The sequence below is a fragment of the Streptomyces sp. TG1A-60 genome, from assembly GCF_037201975.1.
GTDB lineage: Bacteria > Actinomycetota > Actinomycetes > Streptomycetales > Streptomycetaceae > Streptomyces.
In genome coordinates this window covers 3,109,003-3,131,448 of the sequence record NZ_CP147520.1, presented here as the reverse complement: position 1 = coordinate 3,131,448, position 22,446 = coordinate 3,109,003, and the positions used below count along the sequence as shown (strand labels likewise).

Here is a 22,446-nt window from a genome sequence, read left to right as displayed (position 1 = left end):
CCCGGCGACGACGAGGGGTATCACGGCGAACCACGGTGTGTCCCAGGCGTCGGCCGCGTCGCCGAGATAGACGACACCCGTGGCGGTGAGAAAGAGGCCGGCGACGAGCTTGCCCGGCCGGAACTCATGACGCAGCACGGGCCACCTCCGCCTGTCCCAGACCGACTTCGAGATCGATGGTGATCGTGCCGCCGCCGTCCGAGCCCTCGGCCGGCGGCAGTGTCAGCCGATCGCTCTTGTCCGGTGCCACATCCACGTCCTCCTTGTCGTCGCCCGGCAACTGGATGTCACCGAGGCCCACTTCGACGTCCAGCCGCACGGTGACGTCCGGCGGCACCACCACCTTCACCTTGCCCGCGCCCACCTCCACGCTCGTGGCCAGCGTCTCTCCCTTCGGCACGGCCACCCTGGACAGGTCCAGAGTGCCCACACCCGTGCCCAGCCCGTACCGGGCCGCCACGCTCTCCGCGTTCCCCGGTGTCCATTCCGTACGGACCCAGTCGGTGGTGATGTTCGCCGGGAGCGCCGCCGAGCAGGCCAGGAGTCCCGCCGTGACCACGGCCAGGAAGATCGACCCCGCTCCCGTACGGCCCAGGAAGGCGCTCAGGGCTATGCCCAGGCCGAACACGGTCAGCGCGCACGCCAGGCCCGTCTGCAGGCTGGCGGCCAGTGCGCGGTCCTCCCAGGTCGCGGTGGTGCCGGCGCCGCCGGCGAGCAGCGCGAGCAGGAAGATCCAGCCGCCTGTCCAGCGCGCGCCACGAGGCTTCGGCGCGTGCACGGTGCGTATGTTCTGGCCGGAGGGGTGTGTGCCCTGGGCGATGTTGACGGCCGCCGCCATGTCGCGGTCGCGGGTCTCCCACGGCCCCCACAGATAGCCCGTGCCGCCGACATACGTCCCGTCCTTGACTATGGGGTCGCGCCACCAGGAGGGGTAGGAGGCGGCCACGGGCGGCGCCTGGGCCTCCGGCGGCGCGTCGGCCACGGCCTGCGCGGCGAGCGGATCGGGGTCGGGGGCACCGCGCTGCTGCGACCAGTACCCCGCACCGGCCAGGAGCAGGGAGACGACCACGGAGAAGGTCAGGACGGTGGTGTTGCTCAGCATGGTGAGGAAGACGCCGCAGCCGACCAGTGCGAAGAGCACGGCTGTGAGGGCCTGGCCGTCGACCCGGCCGGTCAGCAGCTTGCGTACCTCGTTCTCCTCTTCGTCGTCGTACGGCATGAACAGCCAGGCGAAGCCGTAGAAGACGAGACCGAAGCCGCCGGTCGCGGAGAGCACCGCGAGCACGACACGGAAGATCACCGGGTCCATGTCGCACTGACGCCCGAGTCCCGCACAGACACCGCCCAGCATTTTGTGCCGCCGGTCACGGCGGAACCTGTGCGGGGCGGAGAGGGCGCCGGCCGGATCGTCGGGGGAGGGGTGGCCGGCCCCGCCCGGGGCGGACGGGTCTGCGGCGACGCCGGGGGTGGGCCCGCGTGCGGCCCCGACCGGGTCCCCGGCGGGCGCCTGATCCGCGGGTGCGCCCGAGCCGGCCTGTGTGCCTGTGCCCGGCCGCCGATGCGCGCCACCGTCCTCGTGCGCGCGCGGCTCCTGGGCCGTGTCCGGTGCGGGCACGGCGTCCTGCGGCTCGGTGGTGGGCCGCCGGGCGTCCGGACCCGAGCCGGGGCCCGGCTCCGCTGCCGCGTGCTGGTGATCCGTCATGCGTCCATCGTGACCGCAGAGCCGGTCCGGCGGCAGTCGGGATGACCCTGGTCGAACCCTGATATCGGCCCTGGGACGTGTTCGATCAAGTTGCGGTCGAAGATCAGGGGTCTCTCGGGGGCCGACCCTGATGCCTCGATGCGCCGTGCGTGTGAACATCGATGGCATGCCGGAAGCCGCAGCACTGCCAGTCGACACTCCGTGGCCCCCGCGCAAGCTCTACCGCAGCAGCGACGGACGCTGGCTCGGAGGCGTGGCGCGAGGGCTCGCCGGACATCTCGGCCTGCCTGCCGCGTGGGTGCGGCTCGTGTTCGCCGGCCTGTTCCTGGCGGACGGCCTCGGCGCCCTGGTGTATGCGGCGTTCTGGTTCTTCGTGCCGCTCGGCGTGGGCGGTGTCGACAACCAACGGCCCCCGGCCATCTCCACCGAGACCTCTTCCGACGGCCGCCGCAGACTCGTGGCCCGCAAGCCCGACCGCGGCCAGATGGTGGCCCTCCTCCTCATGGTCGTCGTGGCCATGGTCTTCGTCGGCAATGTGGATCTCGGAGAGCCCGCCAGGGCGTATCTCTGGCCGACCGTGCTCGTCGCGGCGGGTGTCGCCCTGGTCTGGCGCCAGGCGGACAACGCGCGGCGGGCCCGCTGGGCCGAGGTCGGCCGCCGCCGGCGCACGATCACCCTGCTCCGCTCCGTGGCCGGTGTCCTGCTGGTCACCGCGGGCGTCTCCGGGATATTCGTCCTGCAGGGCTCCGCCGCCCACCTCGGCTCGGTACTGCAGGCCGCCCTCGCGGTCCTCGTCGGTATAACGCTGTTGGTCGGCCCGTATCTCGTCCGGATGACCCAGGACCTCTCAGAGGAGCGCCTGATGCGCATCCGCGCCCAGGAGCGGGCGGAGGTCGCGGCCCACGTCCACGACTCGGTGCTGCACACCCTGACACTGATACAGCGCAGCGCGGACAACCCGAACGAGGTCCGCCGCCTCGCCCGCGCCCAGGAGCGCGACCTGCGTAACTGGCTGTACAGACCCGAGGGCACCGGAAAGGACGAGGACGACGAGCCCGACACGCTCGCCGAGGCCGTGCGGCGCAACGCTGCGGAGGTCGAGGACAAACACGGCGTCCCCATAGAGGTGGTCGTCGTCGGCGACTGCCCCCTCGACGAGGGACTGACCGCGCAGATGCAGGCCGCGCGCGAGGCGATGGTGAACGCCGCCAAGTACGGTGGCGAGGGCGGCGCCGTACAGGTCTTCGCCGAGGTCGAGGGAAGGACGGTCTTCGTGTCCGTCCGCGACCGCGGCCCCGGCTTCGACCTCGACGCGATACCCGCCGACCGCATGGGCGTCAGAGAATCGATCATCGGCCGCATGGAGCGCAACGGCGGTACGGCACGGCTCCGTGCCGTACCGGACGGCGGCACGGAGGTCGAGCTGGAGATGGAGAGGGCGGAGACGACGTCATGAGTGACGCGAACGGGGCGAACGACCCTGCCAACCAGGGCGGTTCCGGTACGGACCCGGCCGAGGACCAGGGCGGCCCCGCGGTGCGGAGTCCCGCACCGGTGGAAGGCGGACCCGGGCGGCATGCCCGGGTCGTGCTGGTGGACGATCACCGCATGTTCCGTACGGGAGTGCAGGCCGAGATCGGGCAGACGGACCGTACGGGCGTGGAGGTCGTCGGGGAGGCGCCCGACGTCGACCAGGCGGTCTCCGTGATCACGAGCACGCGGCCCGAGGTGGTGCTCCTCGACGTCCATCTGCCCGGCGGAGGTGGCGTCGAAGTCCTGCGCCGTTGCTCGGCGTTGATGGCGGACACCGAGCAGCCCGTCCGCTTCCTCGCCCTGTCCGTGTCGGACGCGGCGGAGGACGTGATCGGAGTCATCCGGGGCGGCGCGCGTGGCTATGTCACCAAGACGATCACCGGCACCGATCTCGTCGACTCCATCTTCCGGGTCCAGGACGGCGACGCGGTCTTCTCCCCCGCCTGGCCGGCTTCGTCCTCGACGCCTTCGCCTCCACCGACGCCCCGCCCGTCGACGAGGACCTCGACCGGCTCACCCAGCGCGAACGCGAGGTGCTGCGTCTCATCGCCCGTGGCTATGCCTACAAGGAGATCGCCAAACAGCTCTACATCTCGGTGAAGACGGTGGAGTCCCATGTCTCCGCCGTACTGCGCAAGTTGCAGCTCTCCAACCGGCACGAGCTGACGAGATGGGCGACGGCACGACGCCTGGTCTGACGCCGCGGACGTGCTGACGCCGTGCGTCGGGGTGAGAGGGGCGGGGCCGTGATGCCCTACCCCGGCCCGGCGGCGGCATGAGGCGACACCCGGCTCAAGCCACCCGCGTGGCCCCCGCGAACGGCATCTCGTCGAGAGGGGCCACGCGCACCGGGGCCGATGGATTGGGAGCGTGGACCATCTGGCCGTTGCCCACGTAGATGCCGACGTGGCTGATGCCGGAGTAGAAGAAGACGAGGTCGCCGGTGCGGAGTTCGGAGCGGGAGACGCGGCGGCCGGCGTTGATCTGGGCATAGGTGGTTCGGGGGAGGGAGACGCCGGCGGAGCGGTAGGCGGCCTGGGTGAGGCCGGAGCAGTCGAAGGCGTTGGGGCCGGTGGCGCCCCAGACGTACGGGCTGCCGAGTTTGGAGTAGGCAAAGGAGACCGCTGCGGCGGCGCGGGAGTCCGGGGCGTCGGCGGTGGCGGAGGCAGGGGAGACCGGGCCGGTGAGGCTGTGCCGGGACGAGGCGGAGGAGCGCGAGGCGTGCACGGTGGCGCCACCCGCGCTGCCGAACCGCACCCGGTCCTCGTCGGTGAGGCGGCCGAGCAGCTGGCGCGCGTTGCTGAGCTTCGAGGTGACGGTCTTCTTGTGCCGCCTCAGCTCCGCCTGCCGGGACTTGAGCGTGCCCAGTTCGACGCGGGCGGCCCCACGCAGCCGTTCGATCTCCAGCAACTGCTGCCGTACGGACGACACGTCCGCCGCGTGACGGCTGCCGACCCGCTCGACGAAGGCGGCGCCGTCCAGGTAACGGTCGGGATCGCCGGAGAGGGCGAGCTGCCAGGAGGGGTCCATGCCCCCGCTCCGGTACTCGGCCGCCGCCAGCGAACCGAGCTCGTCGCGCGCTGAGTTGAGCCGGTCGGTGCGGCGGGCGGCCTGGTCGCGCAGCTCTTCGAGGTTCTCCTGAGCCCTGTCGGCCTTCTCCTTGGCCCCGTTGTACTTCCCGGTGGCGACCTCCGCCTCCTGGTACAGCTTGTCCACCTTCGCCTTGACCTGCTCAGGCGTGAGGTGTGGATCAGCGTGCCCGGTGCCGTCGAAGCCGGTCGCGGTCGCCGCGCCCGCGAGGGCGAACGTCGCGGCAGCGCGGACGGTATGGCCGCCGAGTGATCGCTGTCTGGGCTTGCGGTGCGCTGCCACGTGGACTCCACGTCCTCTCCGTACGACCGCCGTCCGTGTACGAACACCATCTGCGCGTACGGACCGCTTGGGGGAGCGGTGACGCGTCCGGCGGCGGCCCGCACAGGGGGAGCGGGACGCCGCCGGACCTTCTCGGCGGTGGTGTCCGACTGCCGCCCCTGGCCCGGGCGGCGGTGGGGAGTCGGTCACCTGATGAAGGACGCTAAGCCGGGGCGTATCGGCCCGGTAACGCGTTGTGCGGAAGTGGCGTGCACCGACCGCGGGGTGACCGTATGTGACCGTGATCCCTCCCGGGCGCCGCCAACTTCACGCTGTGCGATGACCGATGCGGCGATTCCGAGCCCGGCGGGGACGGGATGGTGCTATGGAGCGCATATATGCAAGGTCGTTCAGCGTCGGGGACCGCGTCCCGGGCGCCACGGAGCACCGACCCCGCACCCGCCCCGGTGCCCGAGACCACACGGGCCTCTCATTAGGCTCCGCCCATGGACGTACTCATCCACCTCTTCGTCGCCCTCCACATCATCGGCATCGCCTCCCTCCTCGGAGGCTTCCTCACCCAGCTGAAGGCCATGGGCCAGGGCACCGCACGCTTCGTCCCGGCCATGTTCCACGGTGCCCTCGTCATGCTCGTCACCGGCGCCCTCCTCGTCGGCCTCAACCAGGCCGACGACCAGCCCGTCAACAACATCAAGATCGGCGTCAAACTGGCGCTGCTGATCGTGATCCTGGGGCTGGTGTACGTGAAACGGGACGAGGAGACGGTGGAGAAGCGGCTGTTCGGGCTGGTGGGCGCCCTGACGACGGTGAACGTCTTCATCGCGGTCCTCTGGACCTGACGGCACCCGACGCCGGCTGCCCGAGCGCCGTCGCCTACGCCGGTCGCAGCACGCTGCGGATCGACGACTCCCCGTCGTAGAAGACCGACTCCTCGCGCACGTACGCGCCCGGCTTCGGGGCGTGGATCATCATGCCGTTGCCGATGTAGAGGCCGACGTGGCCGAGGTTGTCGTAGAAGAAGACGAGGTCGCCGGGCCTGGCATCAGCGAGCAAGACGGCGGTGCCGGCGGTGACCTGGTCGTAGGTGGTGCGGGGGAGGTCGACGCCGGCGGCCTTCCAGGCGGCCTGGGTGAGGCCGGAGCAGTCGTAGGAACCGGGGCCGGTCGCGCCCCAGACGTACGGCTTGCCGACCTGGGCGCGGGCGAAGGCGAGGGCCTTGGCGGCCTTCGAGGCGTAGGTGGCGTCCTCGGCCGGGGCGGAGGTCTCGGTGCCGGTGGCGAACGTCTCCGCGCCGGTGGGAGCCCCCTCCGGGGTCCCCTGGGCCCTTGGTGCCCCCAGGGTCTCCTCGGTCGCCGACTGGGCCGCCGCCTGCCGGCGGGTCAGTTCGTCAGCCCTGCGCTCGGCCTCCTCCTGCTCGCGCTGCTCGATCGCGGCGAGCCGGGCCTTCTCCTCGGCGGTGAGCGTGGAGAGGAGCCGGCGGGCCTCGGCGAGCTTCGCCTGGACCTCGGCCTTGCTGGTCTTGAGGGCGTTCTGCGACTCGGTGAGCTGTTCGAGGCTGTCGCTCGCCTTCCGGCGCTGCTCCGTCACCTCGGCCTGCTGCGTGACGTACGCGTCGACGGCGCCCTTCTGGCGGTCCGTCAACCGGCCCATCAGCTGGTCCTGGTCGAAGTAGTCCTTTGGGTCGTCCGCCAGGAGCAGTGACGCCTGGTCGGGGGCTGCCGCACCCGCGCGGTACTGGGCGGCGGCGAACGACCCCAACTGCTCCCGTGCCTCGTTGAGCTTCTCCGTGCGCTCGGTGACGTCGTCGAGGAGGGTGTCGACCTTCTTCTTCTGCTGGGACGTCTTCTCCTTGGCCGCGTTGTAGTTCTCGGTCGCCGTCCCGGCCTGACGGTAGAGGTCGTCGACCTTCTTCTCGACCTCCTCCAGGCTCGGCTTGTCGTCGGCCGACGGAGCGGCGGTGGCCGTCTGGGAGAGCAGGGCCACGGAGGTGAGGGCGGCCGTGGCGAGCGCGGGTGTGCGTATGCCCGCGCGTGTTCGGCCGGTCGGACGCGGCTTGCGGTGCGGCGCCATGGTTCGGCGTCTCCTTCCGTTGTCCGCCTACCGAGTTAGCTGTCGGGTTCGGGCGCAAGCTTTCGGAAGGTCTGCCCTACGACCCTTGCCGCGAGCGGCGGTCGGGTCGATTCACCCCAGAGTTCGGTGGGTCCCCGGCTCCGGCTGCCACGGGAGGCGTGCCGGACTCGGCGGAGGCCGTGCGGCCCGGCGACGTTCGCCGGTTGGGTCGCATGGTCTGAGGGGAAAAGCTAGCCAACTGGTGTGGCTCGTGTGAAGGTTGGTGTTCGATATGTCCGATACGTTTTCGTGACCTTGGCCCCTTCGGCGCGATAGGCGATATGCTCGATCGCTCAGCGTTCCGGGGTGGTTCCGTTGGGTAGTGGGCGCGGACTTCCCGGGGCGGCCCCTCGCTGTCAGTGCGGGCGCCTAGACTCGGAGAGCGATGAGCAGCCTCTTTGACGACAGCTTCCTGGCGGACCTCCAGGCCCCCCGCGGCCATGACGAGGGACCCCCGCCGCCGCCCGAGGACGATCACGTGCCGGAGCCGCTTCCGGACGACCTGTTCGGCGGGAAGTTCGACCTGCCGCCGAACCGGGACGCGTACTACCGCGACGGCGCCGCCCGCCCCGCCCTCGACGCGGCGGCGCTCCTGGACGGGCTGAACGAGAACCAGCGCGCGGCCGTGGTGCACGCCGGCTCCCCCTGCTCATCGTGGCCGGCGCCGGCTCGGGCAAGACGCGGGTGCTCACCCACCGCATCGCGCACCTGCTGGGTGAGCGGCATGTCCACCCGGGCCAGATCCTCGCGATCACCTTCACCAACAAGGCCGCGGGCGAGATGAAGGAGCGCGTCGAGCAGCTCGTCGGCCCGCGCGCAACCGCGATGTGGGTCATGACCTTCCACAGCGCGTGTGTCCGCATCCTGCGGCGGGAGAGCAAGAAGCTCGGCTTCACGTCCTCCTTCTCGATCTACGACGCCGCCGACAGCAAGCGGCTGATGGCGCTCGTCTGCCGTGACCTGGACCTCGACCCCAAGCGCTTCCCGCCCAAGTCCTTCAGCGCCAAGATCTCGAACTTGAAGAACGAGCTGATCGACGAGGAGGACTTCGCAGCCCAGGCCTCCGACGGCTTCGAGAAGACCCTCGCCCAGGCCTACGCGCTCTACCAGTCCCGCCTCCGTGAGGCGAACGCACTCGACTTCGACGACCTGATCATGACGACGGTCAACCTGCTCCGCGCCTTCCCGGACGTCGCCGAGCACTACCGGCGCCGCTTCCGCCATGTCCTCGTCGACGAGTACCAGGACACCAATCACGCACAGTACGCCCTGGTCAGAGAGCTGGTCGGTACCTCAGAGCACCCCGTCGACGTACCGCCCGGCGAGTGGGACGTGCCCCCCGCCGAGCTCTGCGTCGTGGGTGACGCCGACCAGTCGATCTACGCCTTCCGCGGCGCGACCATCCGTAACATCCTCCAGTTCGAGGAGGACTACCCGGACGCGACGACGATCCTGCTGGAGCAGAACTACCGCTCCACGCAGACGATCCTCTCCGCGGCCAACGCGGTCATCGAGCGCAACGAGTCCCGCCGCCCCAAGAACCTGTGGACGAACGCGGGCGCGGGCGCGCGGATCACCGGGTACGTCGCCGACACCGAGCACGACGAGGCACAGTTCGTCGCCGAGGAGATAGACCGGCTGACGGACGCGGGCGACGCGAAGGCCGGAGACGTCGCCGTCTTCTACCGTACGAACGCCCAGTCCCGTGTCTTCGAAGAGGTCTTCATCCGCGTCGGCCTGCCCTACAAGGTCGTCGGCGGCGTCCGCTTCTACGAGCGCAAGGAGGTCCGGGACGTCCTCGCGTATCTGCGTGTCCTCGCCAACCCCGAGGACTCCGTCCCGCTGCGCCGCATCCTCAATGTGCCCAAGCGCGGCATCGGCGACCGTGCCGAGGCGATGATCGACGCGCTGTCGCAGCGCGAGAAGATCAGCTTCCCGCAGGCGCTGAAGCGCGTCGACGAGGCGTACGGCATGGCGGCCCGGTCGACGAACGCGGTCAAGCGGTTCAACACGCTGATGGAGGACCTGCGGACCGTCGTCGACTCCGGCGCCGGAGCGGCGACGATCCTGGAGGCGGTCCTCGAACGGACCGGCTATCTGGCCGAGTTGCAGGCCTCCACGGACCCGCAGGACGAGACCCGCATCGAGAACCTCCAGGAACTCGCCGCCGTGGCCCTGGAGTTCGAGCAGGAGACCGGCGGGAGCGAGACCGCGACCCCGGGTGAGGGCGGGGAAGCGGGCGCGGCAGCGGCGGCCGGTGGGCTCGCCTCCTTCCTGGAGCGGGTCGCCCTCGTCGCCGACTCCGACCAGATCCCGGACGAGGAGGAGGACGGCTCGGGCGTCATCACGCTCATGACCCTCCACACCGCCAAGGGCCTGGAGTTCCCGGTCGTCTTCCTGACCGGCATGGAGGACGGTGTCTTCCCGCACATGCGCGCCCTCGGCCAGACCAAGGAACTGGAGGAGGAGCGTCGCCTCGCGTACGTCGGCATCACCCGCGCCCGTGAGCGGCTCTATCTCACCCGGTCCTCGCTGCGCAGCGCCTGGGGCCAGCCCTCCTACAACCCGCCGTCCCGCTTCCTGGAGGAGATTCCGGCCACCCACCTGGAGTGGAAGCGGACGGGTGCCTCCGCGCCGGTTTCCTCGGGCCCTGCCGCCGGCCTCGCGTCGTCGCTGTCGTCCTCGCGCTCCCGGTCCTCCGCCTCCGGCGCGTCCGGCTTCGCGACCCGCCGCACCGCCGCCGAGAAGCCGGTCGTCTCCCTGGCCGTCGGCGACCGCGTCACCCACGACCAGTTCGGCCTCGGCACGGTCGTCGGCGTCAAGGGCACTGGCGCGAACACGGAGGCGACGATCGACTTCGGCGACACCAAGCCGAAGCGGCTGCTGCTGCGCTATGCGCCGGTGGAGAAGCTGTAGCGAGCTCTTCGGTGACATGACTCGGGCCCCTGCTGAGCAGGGGCCCTGTCTTCGTTCCCGTATCCGTCGCGCCGGAGTCCGTTACGCCGGGTCCAGCCCGTGGCTGCGCAGCCACGACAGGGGGTCGATGGCGGAGCCGCCCGCCGGGTGCACCTCGAAGTGCAGGTGCGGGCCGGTCGAGTTGCCCGAGTTACCCGAGTACGCGATGGTGTCGCCGGCCTTGACGGTCGTACCCGAGGCGACCTTGTACGTGGAGAGGTGGCAGTACCAGGTCTCGGTGCCGTCCTTGGCCGTCACGATGACCATGTTGCCGTAGGCGCTGTTCCACTCGGTGCGCACGGTGCCGTCGGTCGCGGCCAGCACCGGGGTGCCGTACGAGACGGGGAAGTCGATGCCGGTGTGCAGGGACATCCAGTTGACGCCGGACTGCCCGTAGTACGCGCTGAGTCCGAGCTTGGAGACCGGCAGGGCGAACTTCGGACGCAGCCGCTCCTTGCGGGCCGCCTCGGCCGCCGCCTTCTTCTGCTCAAGCTCCTGCTGGGTCTTGAGGTCGATGCGCTCCTGGGTCCGGCTCGCCCGTTCGGCGAAGTCGTCCGCCTCGGCGGAGAGGCGCTCCAGCTGGGTGTCGAGCTGGTTGTTGGCGGTGGACGGCTTCACGGCGGTGACGTCCGACTTGACCGTCGCCGTCGTCTCCGAGTCGTCCGACACGGCGCCGACGGAGGCCGCCGCGATGCCCGCGACACCCATGACACAGGCCGACGGAACGGCCACGGTCAGCAGGGCGGAACGTTTGGCCGGAGCGCGCCGACGTGACCGCGAGGCCGCGCGGGCGGCGGCGCGACCAGGGCTCGCGCTCTTGGTGGCCGCCGGGGAGGCCTCCTCCTCGCCGTCGAGGAGTGTGGCGTCGTCGGCCTCGAACCCGTCGTCGGCGGAGGGGGGTTGGTCCTGGTCGTGCGGGGTGACCTGCTCGAAGGTGGCGGTCGCCTGCTGGGCGAAGTCCACGGCCTCGGCCGAGAAGTCCACCACTTCGGTCCGGGGGTGCTCGTGCGCGTCGTACGAGTCGGAGGCGGCGTCGTGTTCGTCGGTGGCCGGCGTGCCGTCGCTGTTCCACTGCGTGGCGTCGAACGCGCCCGTGTCGAAGTGCTGGGTGCCGACCCACTGCTGGGTCTGGTCGTTCTGTTCCAACTGGCCGGACTCGCCGAGCTGTTCGGCGTCGGCGTGCAGCCAGCCGCGCGCGTCCCACTGGCCACTGACGTCGGGGCTCGTGGACTGCGCGGGGACCGCGGCGAGATGCTCGTGATCGGCCGACCAGGGCGTCGTGTCGTAGCTGCCCGTGTCGTACGCGGCCTGGTGCTGTGCGGCGTACGGGTCGTAGTTCAGTGTCCGGTGGCTGCCCGTCGCCCACTGAGAGGCGTCGTTTGAGCCGGTGCCCGTGTCCTTGCCGGGAAGATCACCGAAAAGAGGGTCGGTTTCGAAGGTTCCGGTGACGGTTGTGTGGGGACCCGTGCCGGAGGCGAAACCTGTGGCGGTGTAGTCGCCGTACGTGGTGAAGTCGCCGTAGCCGACTTCCTGGTGGCCGTACGACGCGTAGTGCGCCGGGTCGGCTTCGGAAGCCGGAGTCGAGGGTGTTGCGGTCCCCGACGGGTGACGATCGTTCACCAACTTCTCTTTCGCCTCGACGGCAGGGGCTGGCAGAGCAGTGCGGTGACTGTACCCGGCGGTGCGCGGGCGCGACAATCTTCAACGGGTTTCGGGCGCACAGGAAACGGGCATTCGAGCGTCTTTCGGCGGTCTGTGGGCACGACTTTGGCTTTGCGTTCGAAGCCTGTTCGATACCGGGTGGCCGTGTGGGACGGCCGCGCCGACGGGGGCGCGTGCTTTCTCCGGGTGACGGCGTGCCGGAGGTGGGGCGCGTTGTTGCCGTGTGGAGGGGTGTCGTGAGGCGGGCGCGTGGGCTTGCGCGGCGTTTATCGCCTTACGTCCCTGTTTCGCCTTCCAGTAGTGGCGAGGGTCACCGCGTTTTCGCGTGAGCTGTCGGGCTCACGCGACGGTCAGGCCGCCCGGGTCGGCGGCGGTGGCGGCACCGGTCAGGGAAGTGTCGAGCGCCTGCCGTATTCCGGTGGCGACGGCGGGGTGAACGGGCAGGGCGAGGTGGCCGATGCCGGTGACCCGGATGTTCCGCGACATCAGGTCCGGGTGCTCGACACAGGCGGTCTCCAGCGGATCCATCAGGTGGTCGAGGTCGCTCCAGAACGCCACGAAATGCGTACGGCATCCCGGCGCAGGCTCCCGCAGCTCCTCCAGTACCTGAGAACCCGGCCGCATCTGCCGGACGATCGGGTGCGCGTTCGCCAGCGGCACGACACGGGTGCCGCCGTGCGGGGTGCCGAGCGTGACGAGCGTACGGACGCGGCTGTCGCCGCCGAGCCGCTGCACGTAGTACCGCGCTATCAGTCCGCCGAGGCTGTGACCGACGATGTCCACCTGCTCCTGGCCCGTGCGCTCACAGATGTCCTCGACATGCCGGCCGAGCAGCTCGGCGGCGGTGCGGATGTCGCAGGTGAGGGGGAGTAGTTGAGCGACTCGATGTGCCGGCCGCCGTGCTGCGCGAGGGAGCGGCGGAGCAGGACGAAGACCGAGCGGTTGTCGATGAAGCCGTGCAGGAGGATGGCCGGGGGCTTCTCCTCGGTCGGCAGCCGGGGGGCGTCGGGCGGGGGAGGCGTGGGGGCGACCCGGCGCTCCTGCGTCATCCCGGACGGGTAGAGCAGCAGATGCCCGGCGAGGATCGCCAGCTCCAGGGCGGTCGCCCTGAGGAGGGCGGCGGAAATCCCCGCCGGTCTGGTGGGCAGGAGCCGCTCGCAGAGCGGCAGCAAGGGCGTTACCGCCCTGGTGACCTTCATGCCCGACCTCCCGTCGGCAGACGGGCGGACGCCTGTGCCTCCCCGTGTGCCCTCGTGGAAAGTCGTGGTGTGGGCGGCGGGTGGCGGGGTGGGGGTGACGCGATGCGTGTGTCGTACGCGCCGCGCGGTGCGTGTACGACGCGTGAGGCGCCGATCACGCGACGAGGGGTCGGCCCTTCCTGACTCCCCGCTGCCCTGCCAACTGCCGTCTGCCGGTGCCGATCCGCCCCGCCACCCTGACCTCCCGCAGGCGGTGGAACGGACGCGGCACCCCTCTGACGACTCTCCTTGCGCACGCTTCCCCCGTGACGCGCACGCCACGGGGCCCTGTGGCAGTCGGCCCCGCGAACGGTCCGGATGCCGCGATCGCCTGGGCGATCACTCAAGTCCCCGCGACGCGTGAGCCGCGGAAACCGGGAGCAGTGCGCGGCGAACGTGTCCCACGGGTGATTTCCCCCTCGCTCTCCACCGTGAAACTGCCGGTTGCGGGATGCTGGGGACAACGTTCATTCACTTCGCGCGGTTGGCGTGACATGTCAGGCTCTGGTCTGTTACGGGTTGGTTGTAGTCGTTTCAGGGAGGCAGTGATGGGTGCAACAGCCGGTCCGATCCGCGTGGTGGTGGCCAAGCCGGGACTCGACGGCCACGATCGTGGAGCCAAGGTGATCGCGCGGGCGCTGCGCGATGCCGGTATGGAGGTCATCTACACCGGCCTCCACCAGACGCCGGAGCAGATCGTCGACACCGCGATCCAGGAGGACGCCGACGCGATCGGCCTCTCCATCCTCTCCGGTGCCCACAACACCCTCTTCGCCGCCGTCATCGACCTCCTCAAGGACCGTGACGCCGAGGACATCCTCGTCTTCGGCGGCGGCATCATCCCCGAGGCCGACATCGCGCCCCTGAAGGACAAGGGTGTCGCGGAGATCTTCACGCCGGGCGCGACGACCGCGTCGATCGTGGACTGGGTACGCACGAACGTCCGACAGCCCGCCGGGGCGTAGACCGCAGGGTCGTTGGGGCGGGCGGGCGGGTTGGGTGGGGGCCTGTCGCGCAGTTCCCCGAGCACGTGAAAACCCCGGGCGGCCCCATGCTTTCCGGGGCGCGGGATCGCGCGAGCAACCACGACCAATCCGCGCCCGCCAGAGAACCTCACCCCGAACTCTCAGGCGTCCCCAGTTCACGGTGCCAGCTCCCTACACATCGTGGCCCGCAACCGCAGTGTCGTCGAAAGCCGCTGGAATGCCTCTGCCCAATAGCCCCCCGCGCCCGGCGCCGCATCCTCGGCGTCCTCCGGCGTAGCCGTGAGCGGCTCGAGCCGCACAGCCTCCGCAGGGTCCAGGCACCGCTCGGCCAACCCCATCACCCCGCTGAAACTCCAGGGGTAGCTGCCCGCGTCCCGCGCGATGTTGAGCGCGTCCACCACGGCCCGCCCCAGCGGCGGAGCCCACGGCACCGCGCACGCCCCGAGTAGCTGGAACGCCTCCGACAGGCCGTGTGTGGCGATGAACCCGGCCACCCACTCGGCCCGCTCCCCGCCTTCCAAGGTCGCCAGCAGCTTGGCCCGCTCGGCCGGCGACACGGCCCCCGGCCCCCCGGCCTCCGGAGTGGAGGGCGGCCCCAACAGCGCCCGCGACCACTCGGCGTCCCGCTGCCGCACCGCCGCCCGGCACCACGCCCCGTGCAGCTCGCTCTGCCAGTCGTCGGCGACCGGCAGCGCAAGGATCTCCTTCGGCGTACGCCCCCCGAACCGCCGCGACCACGCCCCGAGCGGCGCCGCCTCCACCAACTGGACCAGCCACCACGACCGTTGGCCCCGTCCGGCCGGGGCCTTGGGCAGCACACCGTCGCGCTCCATGCCGGGGTCGCACGCGTGCGGGGCCTCGACCACGATCGTGGGCGTCCCGCTCGCGGCCGTACCGCTCGTGCGGTCGACGGCCACGCACGCGGTCGCCCGCTTCGCCATCCGCCCCGCGAGCGCCGAGTCGGGCAACGCGGAAAGCAACTCCGCTGCCATGGCCCGCACATTGCGGCTGCGGTCACCCAACGCGGCTTCCAGGAACGGCTCGTCCCGCGCCGCCAGCCCCGTGCGGAGTGTGTCGAGGAACATGAGCCGGTCCTCGGCCCGCTCCGTCGGCCACGTGGATGCCAGCAACTCCCGTGCCACGGCGGCATCCCGGGCCCGTATCGTTGTGAGCAGCGCGACGCGCTCCGCGAACAGGCCCTCTCGCCACAGCTGTTGGACCCTCTCCCGCTCGTCCGGACCGGGCAGCGCGGTGCCGCCGCCCGGCGCGGCACGCAGCGCGAACCTCCAGTCCGTGTTCAGCCGGGCCAGCCACAGCGCCCGCGGGCCCGCGAAGGCCAGGGCGGCGGGACGCAGATCCGTACGGCCTCGCGCCGCGTCCAGCAGCGCGGGCAGGGCCTCCGGGGGCGCCGCGTAGCCGTACGAGTTGGCCAACGCCAGCCACTGGGGCAGCAGCTCCATCAGGTCGGGTGCCGCACCCCGACGGCCGCCGCCCGTGCCGGGCCGGTCGGCCAGCAACGTCGCCAGCCGACGCGTCGCGGCGGGCGGCAGCCGAGGCCGGGGATCCGGCGCCGCCGGCTCCGGCCGCGCCGCCGCCCGCACCGGCCGTATCCCCGCCCTGCGCCGTACGGTCTCCACGGCCGCCGCGTCCATCAGGACCGCGGGTGCCTCCCGGCCCGACACCGACCCCGGCGGAGTACGACGATCAGTGCCGAGCAACGCCGTGGTGACGAGTTCCTCCCAGGAGAGGCCCGCCGGAGCATCTGATGTGCCGGTCATGAGGTTCCTTCCGTATGCCACGAGCCGCTGCTCCCGCCGCTGGCTGCGCCGCCACTCAGCACAGCGCCACCGCCTGCCCGAGCGTCCCCTGTGCTTCCCCGGGAGCGGTCCCCTCGGCCCAGGCCGTCAGCGGTGTGAAGCCCCGGTGGCCGCACTCGCCGAAGACCGCCACGGGCGTGCCGCCGGAGAGGGCGACGAGGCGCCACAGGCCCGGGTGGGACCGGGCGGAAGGGGTGAGGGGGAGGGCGAGGTCGCTGTCCGCGTCGGCCAGTTGCCAGGAGTCGCCGTCCGGGGTCGGTATGACGCGGGTGAGGGTGACCGGGGAGGAGTCCAGCCACGGGTCGTCCCGCAGGGCCTCGCCGTAACGGGCCGCCGCTTCGGCCGGAGCGACCCCCCGCGGTCGTACGGTGGCGGGCTCGGGCGCCGTGAATCGTTGGCCCAGGGCCGCTCGTAGTTGTCCCGCGCCCGGGTACGCCGACACCTCCGCCTCGAAGGCCAGCCCCACCGGGAGCGACAGTTCGGGGGCACGGCCGGCGGCTCCGTAGGAGAGGAGCAGTGCCGTGCGGCCGGACTCGGTGCCGTGGAGCCAGATGCGGCGGGTGGTGAGGCGGGAGTCGGACGTGTCGTACTGGGCGAGGACGAGCCAGCGGTCGCGGACCGGCGTGCCCTCCGGGGAGCCGGGCAGGCCGACCCGCGAACGGACCGTGGCCGCCAGGCCGTCCGGGAGGTGCTCGCGGCGCAGCCACCCCTGGTCCAGAAGATGGAGGAGGGCGCACTCCTCAAGGAGACGGACCGGCCAGCCGGGCCCCGAGCCCGGAAGGGCACCCAACTCCCGCACGCGGGCGGCCAGCCCGGGAGCCTGGGCGTCAACCATGCGGGCCGCCGTCTCCTCCCACAGGCCGTACCCCGCCTGCTCCGTGGCGGCCAGGCCGCCACGGAGAAGGTCGGTCAGGCGCTGTTCGAGCTCCGCCGCGCCCGCGGTGATCCGGTCGGCGCGCCGCTCGGCTCGGCGCCGCGCCGCCTCGGCGTCAGCGGACGTGGCCCCAGATGCCGCGGCCGTCCTCGTCGTCCTCTCCGCTGCGCGCCCGCGGCGGCCGGCAAGCCACTGCTCCGCCCAGTCCGGTGCCTGCCCAGACGGCACCGCGGTGGTGTCGCCCGACCAGAGGAGCAGCAGCCCCAGCGCGTGTTTGCACGGGAACTTCCTGCTCGGACAACTGCACTTGTAGGCGGGCCCGGCGGAGTCCGCGATGTCCACAACTGTCCGATACGGCTTGCTGCCACTTCCTTTGCACAGTCCCCACACCGTCCCCTCGTCCGAAGTGCCTGCATCCGACCACGGCCCGGCCGCGCCGAGTTTGCTTCCGGCTTTGCGCGACGTGGCGTCAGGTGCCAATGCCAGCACCTGCTCAGCCGTCCAGCGCACCCCCTGCTGAGTCATGTTCCGAAGGTAGATCCCACCACTGACAATTGGCTTGCGCGATCCAATTTTCGCAGGTCAGACTGGATTGTCAGTGGCGTGGTGCAGTGTGGTCAGCAGATCCGAACCGGCCGAGCTGGAGGGGGACTCAGCCATGCCTGCGTCTGTTGGAACGACCACTGCCGACCCGAGCCGCAACCAGTCCGCGCCCGCGAACGCGCACATGGGTGCGCACACGGATGCCCGTGTCGGCGCGCCTGCGGACGCGCGGACGGGCGGTGAAGTGCTGCGGGCCCACGCGGAGGACGCCTTCGCCGGTGAACTCGCCGCGCTGGCCGCCCAGGACGACCGGCCCAGGCCGGCCCGCTGGAAGCTCTCGCCGTGGGCCGTCGCCACCTATCTGCTCGGCGGCACGCTCCCGGACGGCACGGTGATCACACCGAAGTACGTCGGGCCGCGCCGCATCGTCGAGGTGGCCGTCACCACCCTCGCCACCGACCGCGCCCTGCTCCTGCTCGGCGTGCCCGGCACCGCCAAGACCTGGGTGTCCGAGCATCTGGCGGCGGCCGTCAGCGGCGACTCCACGCTGCTCGTGCAGGGCACGGCGGGCACCCCGGAGGAGGCGATCCGCTACGGCTGGAACTACGCGCAGCTGCTGGCCCACGGTCCGAGCCGCGACGCCCTCGTGCCCAGTCCCGTCATGCGGGCCATGGCTGAGGGCATGACGGCCCGCGTCGAGGAGCTGACCCGTGTCCCGGCCGACGTTCAGGACTCGTTGATCACGATCCTGTCCGAGAAGACGCTGCCGATACCGGAGCTGGGGCAGGAGGTGCAGGCCGTGCGGGGCTTCAACCTCATCGCCACGGCCAACGACCGCGACCGCGGGGTGAACGACCTGTCGAGCGCCCTGCGCCGCCGCTTCAACACCGTGGTGCTGCCGCTGCCGGAGAGCGCCGACGCCGAGGTCGACATCGTCTCGCGCCGCGTCGACCAGATCGGCCGCTCCCTCGATCTGCCGGCCGCGCCGGACGGCATCGACGAGATCCGCCGCGTCGTCACCGTCTTCCGCGAGCTGCGCGACGGCGTCACGACGGACGGCCGTACGAAGCTGAAGTCTCCCAGCGGCACGTTGTCGACCGCCGAGGCGATCTCGGTCGTCACCAACGGGCTCGCCCTGGCCGCCCACTTCGGCGACGGCGTCCTGCGCGCCTCCGACGTCGCCGCCGGCATTCTCGGCGCCGTCGTCCGCGACCCGGCCGCCGACCGCGTCATCTGGCGGGAGTACCTGGAGGCGGTCGTGCGCGAGCGCGACGGCTGGACGGACTTCTACCGTGCCTGCCGCGAGGTGAGCGCGTGACGGGGCGGGGGGCGGGAACGGCGGAGACCGCCGACGGCGTTCGGTCCTGCTCCACGGGCCCGGCCGCCGAGGCGGATGCGCACGGTGGCGTGGAGGCGCGCGCTGGGCTGCGAGCGCCCGGTGGCGGGCCGTTGCTGCTCGGTGTACGGCACCACGGGCCGGGCTCGGCGCGGGCCGTGCGGGCGGCGTTGGACGCGGCCCGGCCCCGGGTGGTGCTGATCGAGGGGCCACCGGAGGCGGACGCGCTGATCCCGCTCGCCGCCGACGAGGACATGCGGCCCCCGGTCGCCCTCCTCGCCCACGCGGTGGACGAGCCCGGCCGCTGCGCCTTCTGGCCCCTCGCCGAGTTCTCCCCGGAGTGGGTGGCCATCCGCTGGGCCCTGGCCCACGGCGTCCCGGCCCGCTTCATCGACCTGCCGGCCACGCACTCGCTGGTGTGGGGGAGGGGGGAGGCAGCCGGGGAAGCCGTCGCGGAACCGGCCGGGGAGGCGGTGCGGGGGGATCCGTTGGCCGCGCTCGCCGAAGTCGCCGGCCATGACGACGCCGAGCGGTGGTGGGAGGACGTGGTCGAGCATCGGGGGACGGGCGGAGACGCCTTCGCGCCGTTCGTCGTGCTGGAGGAGGCGATGGAGGCGCTGCGGGCGGTGTACGGAACCGGGGGGCGCGACCGGGACCCGGCGCGCGAGGCGCACATGCGGCTGCGACTGAGGGCGGCGCGGAAGGAGTTCGGGGACGACGGCGTGGCCGTGGTGTGCGGGGCCTGGCACGTGCCCGCGCTGCGGGAGAAGCGGACCGTGGCCGCCGACCGGGCGCTGCTGAAGGGACTGCCCAAGGTCAAGGCCGACATGACCTGGGTGCCGTGGACGCACCGGCGGCTGTCCCGGGCCGGCGGCTACGGGGCGGGCATCGACTCGCCGGGCTGGTACGGGCATCTGTTCGGCGCGCCCGACCGTCCCGTGGAGCGGTGGCTGACCAAGGTGGCGGGGCTGCTGCGTGCGGAGGACCGGATCGTCTCCTCCGCCCATGTCATCGAGGCGGTGCGGCTGGCCGAGACGCTGGCCGTGATGCGGGGGCGCCCGCTGCCGGGCCTGACGGAGACCACCGACGCCGTACGGGCGGTGATGTGCGAGGGCTCGAACGTACCGCTGTCGCTGGTGCACGACCGACTGGTGGTCGGAGATGTGCTGGGGGAGGTGCCCGAGTCGGCGCCGTCGGTGCCGTTGCAGCGGGACCTCACGCGGCTCCAGCGGCGGCTGCGGCTCACCCCGGAGGCGTCGGACCGGGAGCTGGAGCTCGACCTGCGCAAGGAGAACGACGCGGAGCGCAGCCGACTGCTCCACCGGCTGCGGCTGCTCGGCGTCGTGTGGGGCGAGCAGACGACCTCGCGCGGCGGCACGGGTACGTTCCGGGAGACCTGGCGGCTGCGCTGGGAGCCGGAGCTGTCGGTGCGGGTCGCCGAGGCCGGGGTGTGGGGGACGACCGTGCTCTCCGCGACGACCGCGAAGGCCGAGGCGGACGCGCTCATGGCCCGGTCGCTCGCCGCCGTCACGGGACTCGCCGAGCGCTGCCTCCTCGCCGAACTGCCCGACGCCCTGCCGGCCGTGATGCGGGTGCTGGCCGACCGGGCCGCCCTCGACGCCGACGTCGGCCACCTCGCCCAGGCGCTCCCTGCCCTGGTCCGCTCCCTGCGTTACGGCGACGTCCGCGCCACCGACACCCGCGCGCTGGCCGGGGTCGCCGCCGGGCTCGCCGAGCGGGTCTTCGTCGGGCTGCCACCCGCGTGCGCCGCGCTCGACGCGGAGGCCGCGCAGGAGATGCGCCGCCATGTGGACGCGGTGCAGGGGGCGGTGGGTCTGCTCGGTGACGCGGTCACGGAGGGTGGGGCGGGGAACGGGGACATGCGGGGGCGCTGGCACTCGGTGCTCCACGTGCTGTCCGCGCGGGACACCGTTCCCGGGGTCATCAGAGGGCGGGCCGTACGACTCCTGCTGGACGACGGGGAGTTGGCGCAGAACGAGACGGCGCGACTCATGGGGCTCGTGCTGTCGCCGGGCACGGCGCCCGCCGACGCGGCGGCGTGGATCGAGGGGTTCGTCGGCGGCGGATCAGGCGGCGGAATGCTGCTGGTGCACGACGAACGGCTGCTCGCGCTGGTGGACGCCTGGCTGACGCGGGTGCCTGGGGACGCGTTCACCGACGTACTGCCGTTGCTGCGGCGGACGTTCTCGGCGTACGAGCCGGGGGTGCGCCGGACACTTGGCGAGCTGGTGCGGCGTGGGCCGGGGGAGCGGGGGAGCGAGGCGGCCGGCGGGTCCGGCATACCGGGCTTCGCCGCCGGCCTCGACGAGGACCGCGCGGACGCGGTGCTGCCGGTGGTGCGTCTGCTGCTCGGCCTGGACAGGGGCCGGGAGAAGCCCGGCCAGGAGAACTCCGACGACAACGACCTTGTGGGGGTGGGGGAATGACGACCGACGGACTGCGCGAGCCGAGGCGGGCCGCCGAAGCGATGGACACCAGGGACGGGCACGGTCATGGACACGGGTCGCGGGCGGTCGACCGCCCGACGACCGTGCCGGTGATTCCCCTTTGGGCCCGGCCCCGTACGGGGGTGCGGGCATGACGACGAAGCCAGATGCGGACACGGGTGGGAGCGCGGACGACGAGCGGTTGCGGCGCTGGCGGCTCGTGCTCGGCGGGGACCCGGCCGACGGCACCGGGTGCGCGCTCGGCGGGCAGGACGCGGCGATGGACCAGGCGCTGACCGCGCTGTACGGGAAGGGGGACAAGGCGCAGGCGGGGCAGGACCGTTCGGCGGGGCTCGGGGCGTCGGCGCCGTCGGTGGCGCGGTGGCTCGGTGACATCCGGACGTACTTCCCCTCCTCCGTCGTACAGGTCATGCAGCGGGACGCCATCGACCGGCTCGGCCTGTCCACGCTGCTGCTGGAGCCGGAGATGCTGGAGGCGGTGGAGGCGGACGTCCACCTCGTCGGCACCCTCCTCTCCCTCAACAAGGCCATGCCGGAGACGACGAAGGAGACCGCGCGCGCCGTCGTGCGGAAGGTCGTCGAGGATCTGGAGAAGCGGCTCGCCACCCGGACCCGGGCCACGCTCACCGGCGCCCTCGACCGCAGCGCCCGCGTCAACCGGCCGCGCCACAACGACATCGACTGGAACCGCACGATCGCGGCCAACCTCAAGAACTACCTGCCGGAGTACCGGACGGTGGTGCCCGAGCGGCTCATCGGGTACGGGCGGGCCTCGCAGTCGGTGAAGAAGGAGGTCGTCCTCTGCATCGACCAGTCGGGGTCGATGGCGGCGTCCGTCGTCTACGCGTCCGTGTTCGGCGCGGTGCTCGCGTCCATGCGGTCCCTCATCACCCGGCTCGTCGTCTTCGACACGTCCGTCGTCGACCTCACCGACCAGCTCGACGACCCGGTCGACGTCCTTTTCGGCACCCAGCTCGGCGGCGGCACGGACATCAACAGGGCGCTCGCGTACTGCCAGTCGCAGATCACCCGGCCCGCCGACACCGTGGTCGTGCTGATCAGCGACCTCTACGAGGGCGGGATACGCGACGAGATGCTGAAGCGGGTGGTGGCGATGAAGGCGTCGGGGGTGCGGTTCGTGACACTGCTCGCGCTCTCCGACGAAGGGGCGCCGGCATACGACCGCGACCACGCGGCGGCGCTGTCGGCCCTCGGCGCACCGGCGTTCGCCTGCACGCCCGATCTCTTTCCCGAGGTGATGGCGGCGGCGATCGAGAAGCGGCCGTTGCCGATCCCGGACGGTGCGTGAGGGCGTCGGGCGCCGGTAAGAGCGGAGAACCGGCCAGGGGGC

Annotated in this window: 12 protein-coding genes, 3 pseudogenes and 1 riboswitch; of the genes and pseudogenes, 8 read left to right on the top strand and 7 right to left on the bottom strand. The window is 71.9% G+C overall.

Translation table 11 applies throughout. The annotated features are described in order from the left end of the window. Nucleotides 1–124 precede the first annotated feature (124 nt). Nucleotides 125–1,702 (bottom strand): PspC domain-containing protein, encoded by a 1,578-nt coding sequence (locus tag WBG99_RS12990; protein ID WP_338896483.1) that lies wholly within the window; start codon nucleotides 1,700–1,702, stop codon nucleotides 125–127. A gap of 166 nt (nucleotides 1,703–1,868) precedes the next feature. On the opposite strand from WBG99_RS12990, the gene WBG99_RS12985 reads away from it, so the two are divergent. Both WBG99_RS12985 and WBG99_RS12980 read left to right on the top strand, forming a co-directional pair. After that, nucleotides 1,869–3,158 carry a PspC domain-containing protein gene (locus WBG99_RS12985; protein WP_338896482.1) on the top strand — a complete coding sequence of 430 codons (1,290 nt, stop codon included), beginning with the start codon at nucleotides 1,869–1,871 and terminating at the stop codon, nucleotides 3,156–3,158. 152 nt (nucleotides 3,159–3,310) lie between these two features. After that, nucleotides 3,311–3,933, top strand: a pseudogene (locus tag WBG99_RS12980) (response regulator transcription factor). A 94-nt stretch (nucleotides 3,934–4,027) separates the two neighbouring features. Here WBG99_RS12980 and WBG99_RS12975 read toward each other — a convergent pair. Next, the gene (locus WBG99_RS12975) at nucleotides 4,028–5,107 is read right to left on the bottom strand and encodes an NlpC/P60 family protein (protein WP_338896481.1); all 1,080 of its coding nucleotides are present in this window, start codon (nucleotides 5,105–5,107) and stop codon (nucleotides 4,028–4,030) included. Between the two features lie 485 nt (nucleotides 5,108–5,592). Here WBG99_RS12975 and WBG99_RS12970 point away from each other — a divergent pair, with 485 nt between their 5' ends. Next, nucleotides 5,593–5,946 carry a hypothetical protein gene (locus WBG99_RS12970; RefSeq protein WP_338896480.1) on the top strand — a complete coding sequence of 118 codons (354 nt, stop codon included), beginning with the start codon at nucleotides 5,593–5,595 and terminating at the stop codon, nucleotides 5,944–5,946. A gap of 34 nt (nucleotides 5,947–5,980) precedes the next feature. On the opposite strand, the gene WBG99_RS12965 is transcribed toward WBG99_RS12970, so the two are convergent. Further along, on the bottom strand, nucleotides 5,981–7,177 hold the full coding sequence (locus WBG99_RS12965; RefSeq protein ID WP_338896479.1) for an NlpC/P60 family protein: 1,197 nt from the start codon (nucleotides 7,175–7,177) through the stop codon (nucleotides 5,981–5,983). An 8-nt stretch (nucleotides 7,178–7,185) separates the two neighbouring features. Continuing rightward, nucleotides 7,186–7,360, bottom strand: a riboswitch (cyclic di-AMP (ydaO/yuaA leader). Between the two features lie 241 nt (nucleotides 7,361–7,601). On the opposite strand from WBG99_RS12965, the pseudogene pcrA reads away from it, so the two are divergent. Next, a pseudogene (pcrA, locus tag WBG99_RS12960) lies at nucleotides 7,602–10,132 on the top strand (DNA helicase PcrA). Nucleotides 10,133–10,213: 81 nt separating this feature from the next. On the opposite strand, the gene WBG99_RS12955 reads toward pcrA, so the two are convergent. Continuing rightward, on the bottom strand, nucleotides 10,214–11,791 hold the full coding sequence (locus WBG99_RS12955) for a peptidoglycan DD-metalloendopeptidase family protein (protein ID WP_338896478.1): 1,578 nt from the start codon (nucleotides 11,789–11,791) through the stop codon (nucleotides 10,214–10,216). Nucleotides 11,792–12,172: 381 nt separating this feature from the next. After that, nucleotides 12,173–13,032, bottom strand: a pseudogene (locus tag WBG99_RS12950) (alpha/beta fold hydrolase). A gap of 587 nt (nucleotides 13,033–13,619) precedes the next feature. Between WBG99_RS12950 and WBG99_RS12945 the strand changes: the two are divergent. After that, a complete protein-coding gene (locus tag WBG99_RS12945; RefSeq protein ID WP_338896477.1) occupies nucleotides 13,620–14,036 on the top strand; it encodes a cobalamin B12-binding domain-containing protein in 417 nt (138 codons plus the stop codon). A 176-nt stretch (nucleotides 14,037–14,212) separates the two neighbouring features. On the opposite strand, the gene WBG99_RS12940 is transcribed toward WBG99_RS12945, so the two are convergent. Both WBG99_RS12940 and WBG99_RS12935 read right to left on the bottom strand, forming a co-directional pair. Beyond that, nucleotides 14,213–15,835: a DUF5691 domain-containing protein gene (locus WBG99_RS12940; RefSeq protein ID WP_338896476.1), complete on the bottom strand. Its 1,623-nt coding sequence runs from the start codon at nucleotides 15,833–15,835 to the stop codon at nucleotides 14,213–14,215. Between the two features lie 55 nt (nucleotides 15,836–15,890). Beyond that, complete coding sequence (locus tag WBG99_RS12935) at nucleotides 15,891–17,273, bottom strand: SWIM zinc finger family protein (RefSeq protein WP_338896475.1); 1,383 nt, start codon at nucleotides 17,271–17,273, stop codon at nucleotides 15,891–15,893. 133 nt (nucleotides 17,274–17,406) lie between these two features. Here WBG99_RS12935 and WBG99_RS12930 point away from each other — a divergent pair, with 133 nt between their 5' ends. The 3 genes from WBG99_RS12930 to WBG99_RS12920 all read left to right on the top strand — a co-directional run bounded on the left by WBG99_RS12930 (nucleotide 17,407) and on the right by WBG99_RS12920 (nucleotide 22,404). After that, nucleotides 17,407–18,609 (top strand): AAA family ATPase, encoded by a 1,203-nt coding sequence (locus WBG99_RS12930; protein ID WP_338896474.1) that lies wholly within the window; start codon nucleotides 17,407–17,409, stop codon nucleotides 18,607–18,609. An 89-nt stretch (nucleotides 18,610–18,698) separates the two neighbouring features. Further along, nucleotides 18,699–21,074 carry a DUF5682 family protein gene (locus WBG99_RS12925; protein WP_338900323.1) on the top strand — a complete coding sequence of 792 codons (2,376 nt, stop codon included), beginning with the start codon at nucleotides 18,699–18,701 and terminating at the stop codon, nucleotides 21,072–21,074. 151 nt (nucleotides 21,075–21,225) lie between these two features. Then, nucleotides 21,226–22,404 (top strand): VWA domain-containing protein, encoded by a 1,179-nt coding sequence (locus WBG99_RS12920; protein WP_338896473.1) that lies wholly within the window; start codon nucleotides 21,226–21,228, stop codon nucleotides 22,402–22,404. Nucleotides 22,405–22,446 lie beyond the last annotated feature (42 nt).

What these genes read in the sequence shown, in the direction of transcription:
- WBG99_RS12920 (WP_338896473.1), top strand. Translation starts at nt 21,226, where the DNA reads ATGACGACGAAGCCAGATGCGGACACGGGTGGGAGCGCGGACGACGAG.
- WBG99_RS12985 (WP_338896482.1), top strand. Translation starts at nt 1,869, where the DNA reads ATGCCGGAAGCCGCAGCACTGCCAGTCGACACTCCGTGGCCCCCGCGC.
- WBG99_RS12935 (WP_338896475.1), bottom strand. Translation starts at nt 17,273, where the DNA reads ATGACTCAGCAGGGGGTGCGCTGGACGGCTGAGCAGGTGCTGGCATTG.
- WBG99_RS12940 (WP_338896476.1), bottom strand. Translation starts at nt 15,835, where the DNA reads ATGACCGGCACATCAGATGCTCCGGCGGGCCTCTCCTGGGAGGAACTC.
- WBG99_RS12930 (WP_338896474.1), top strand. Translation starts at nt 17,407, where the DNA reads ATGCCTGCGTCTGTTGGAACGACCACTGCCGACCCGAGCCGCAACCAG.
- WBG99_RS12945 (WP_338896477.1), top strand. Translation starts at nt 13,620, where the DNA reads ATGGGTGCAACAGCCGGTCCGATCCGCGTGGTGGTGGCCAAGCCGGGA.
- WBG99_RS12990 (WP_338896483.1), bottom strand. Translation starts at nt 1,702, where the DNA reads ATGACGGATCACCAGCACGCGGCAGCGGAGCCGGGCCCCGGCTCGGGT.
- WBG99_RS12965 (WP_338896479.1), bottom strand. Translation starts at nt 7,177, where the DNA reads ATGGCGCCGCACCGCAAGCCGCGTCCGACCGGCCGAACACGCGCGGGC.
- WBG99_RS12970 (WP_338896480.1), top strand. Translation starts at nt 5,593, where the DNA reads ATGGACGTACTCATCCACCTCTTCGTCGCCCTCCACATCATCGGCATC.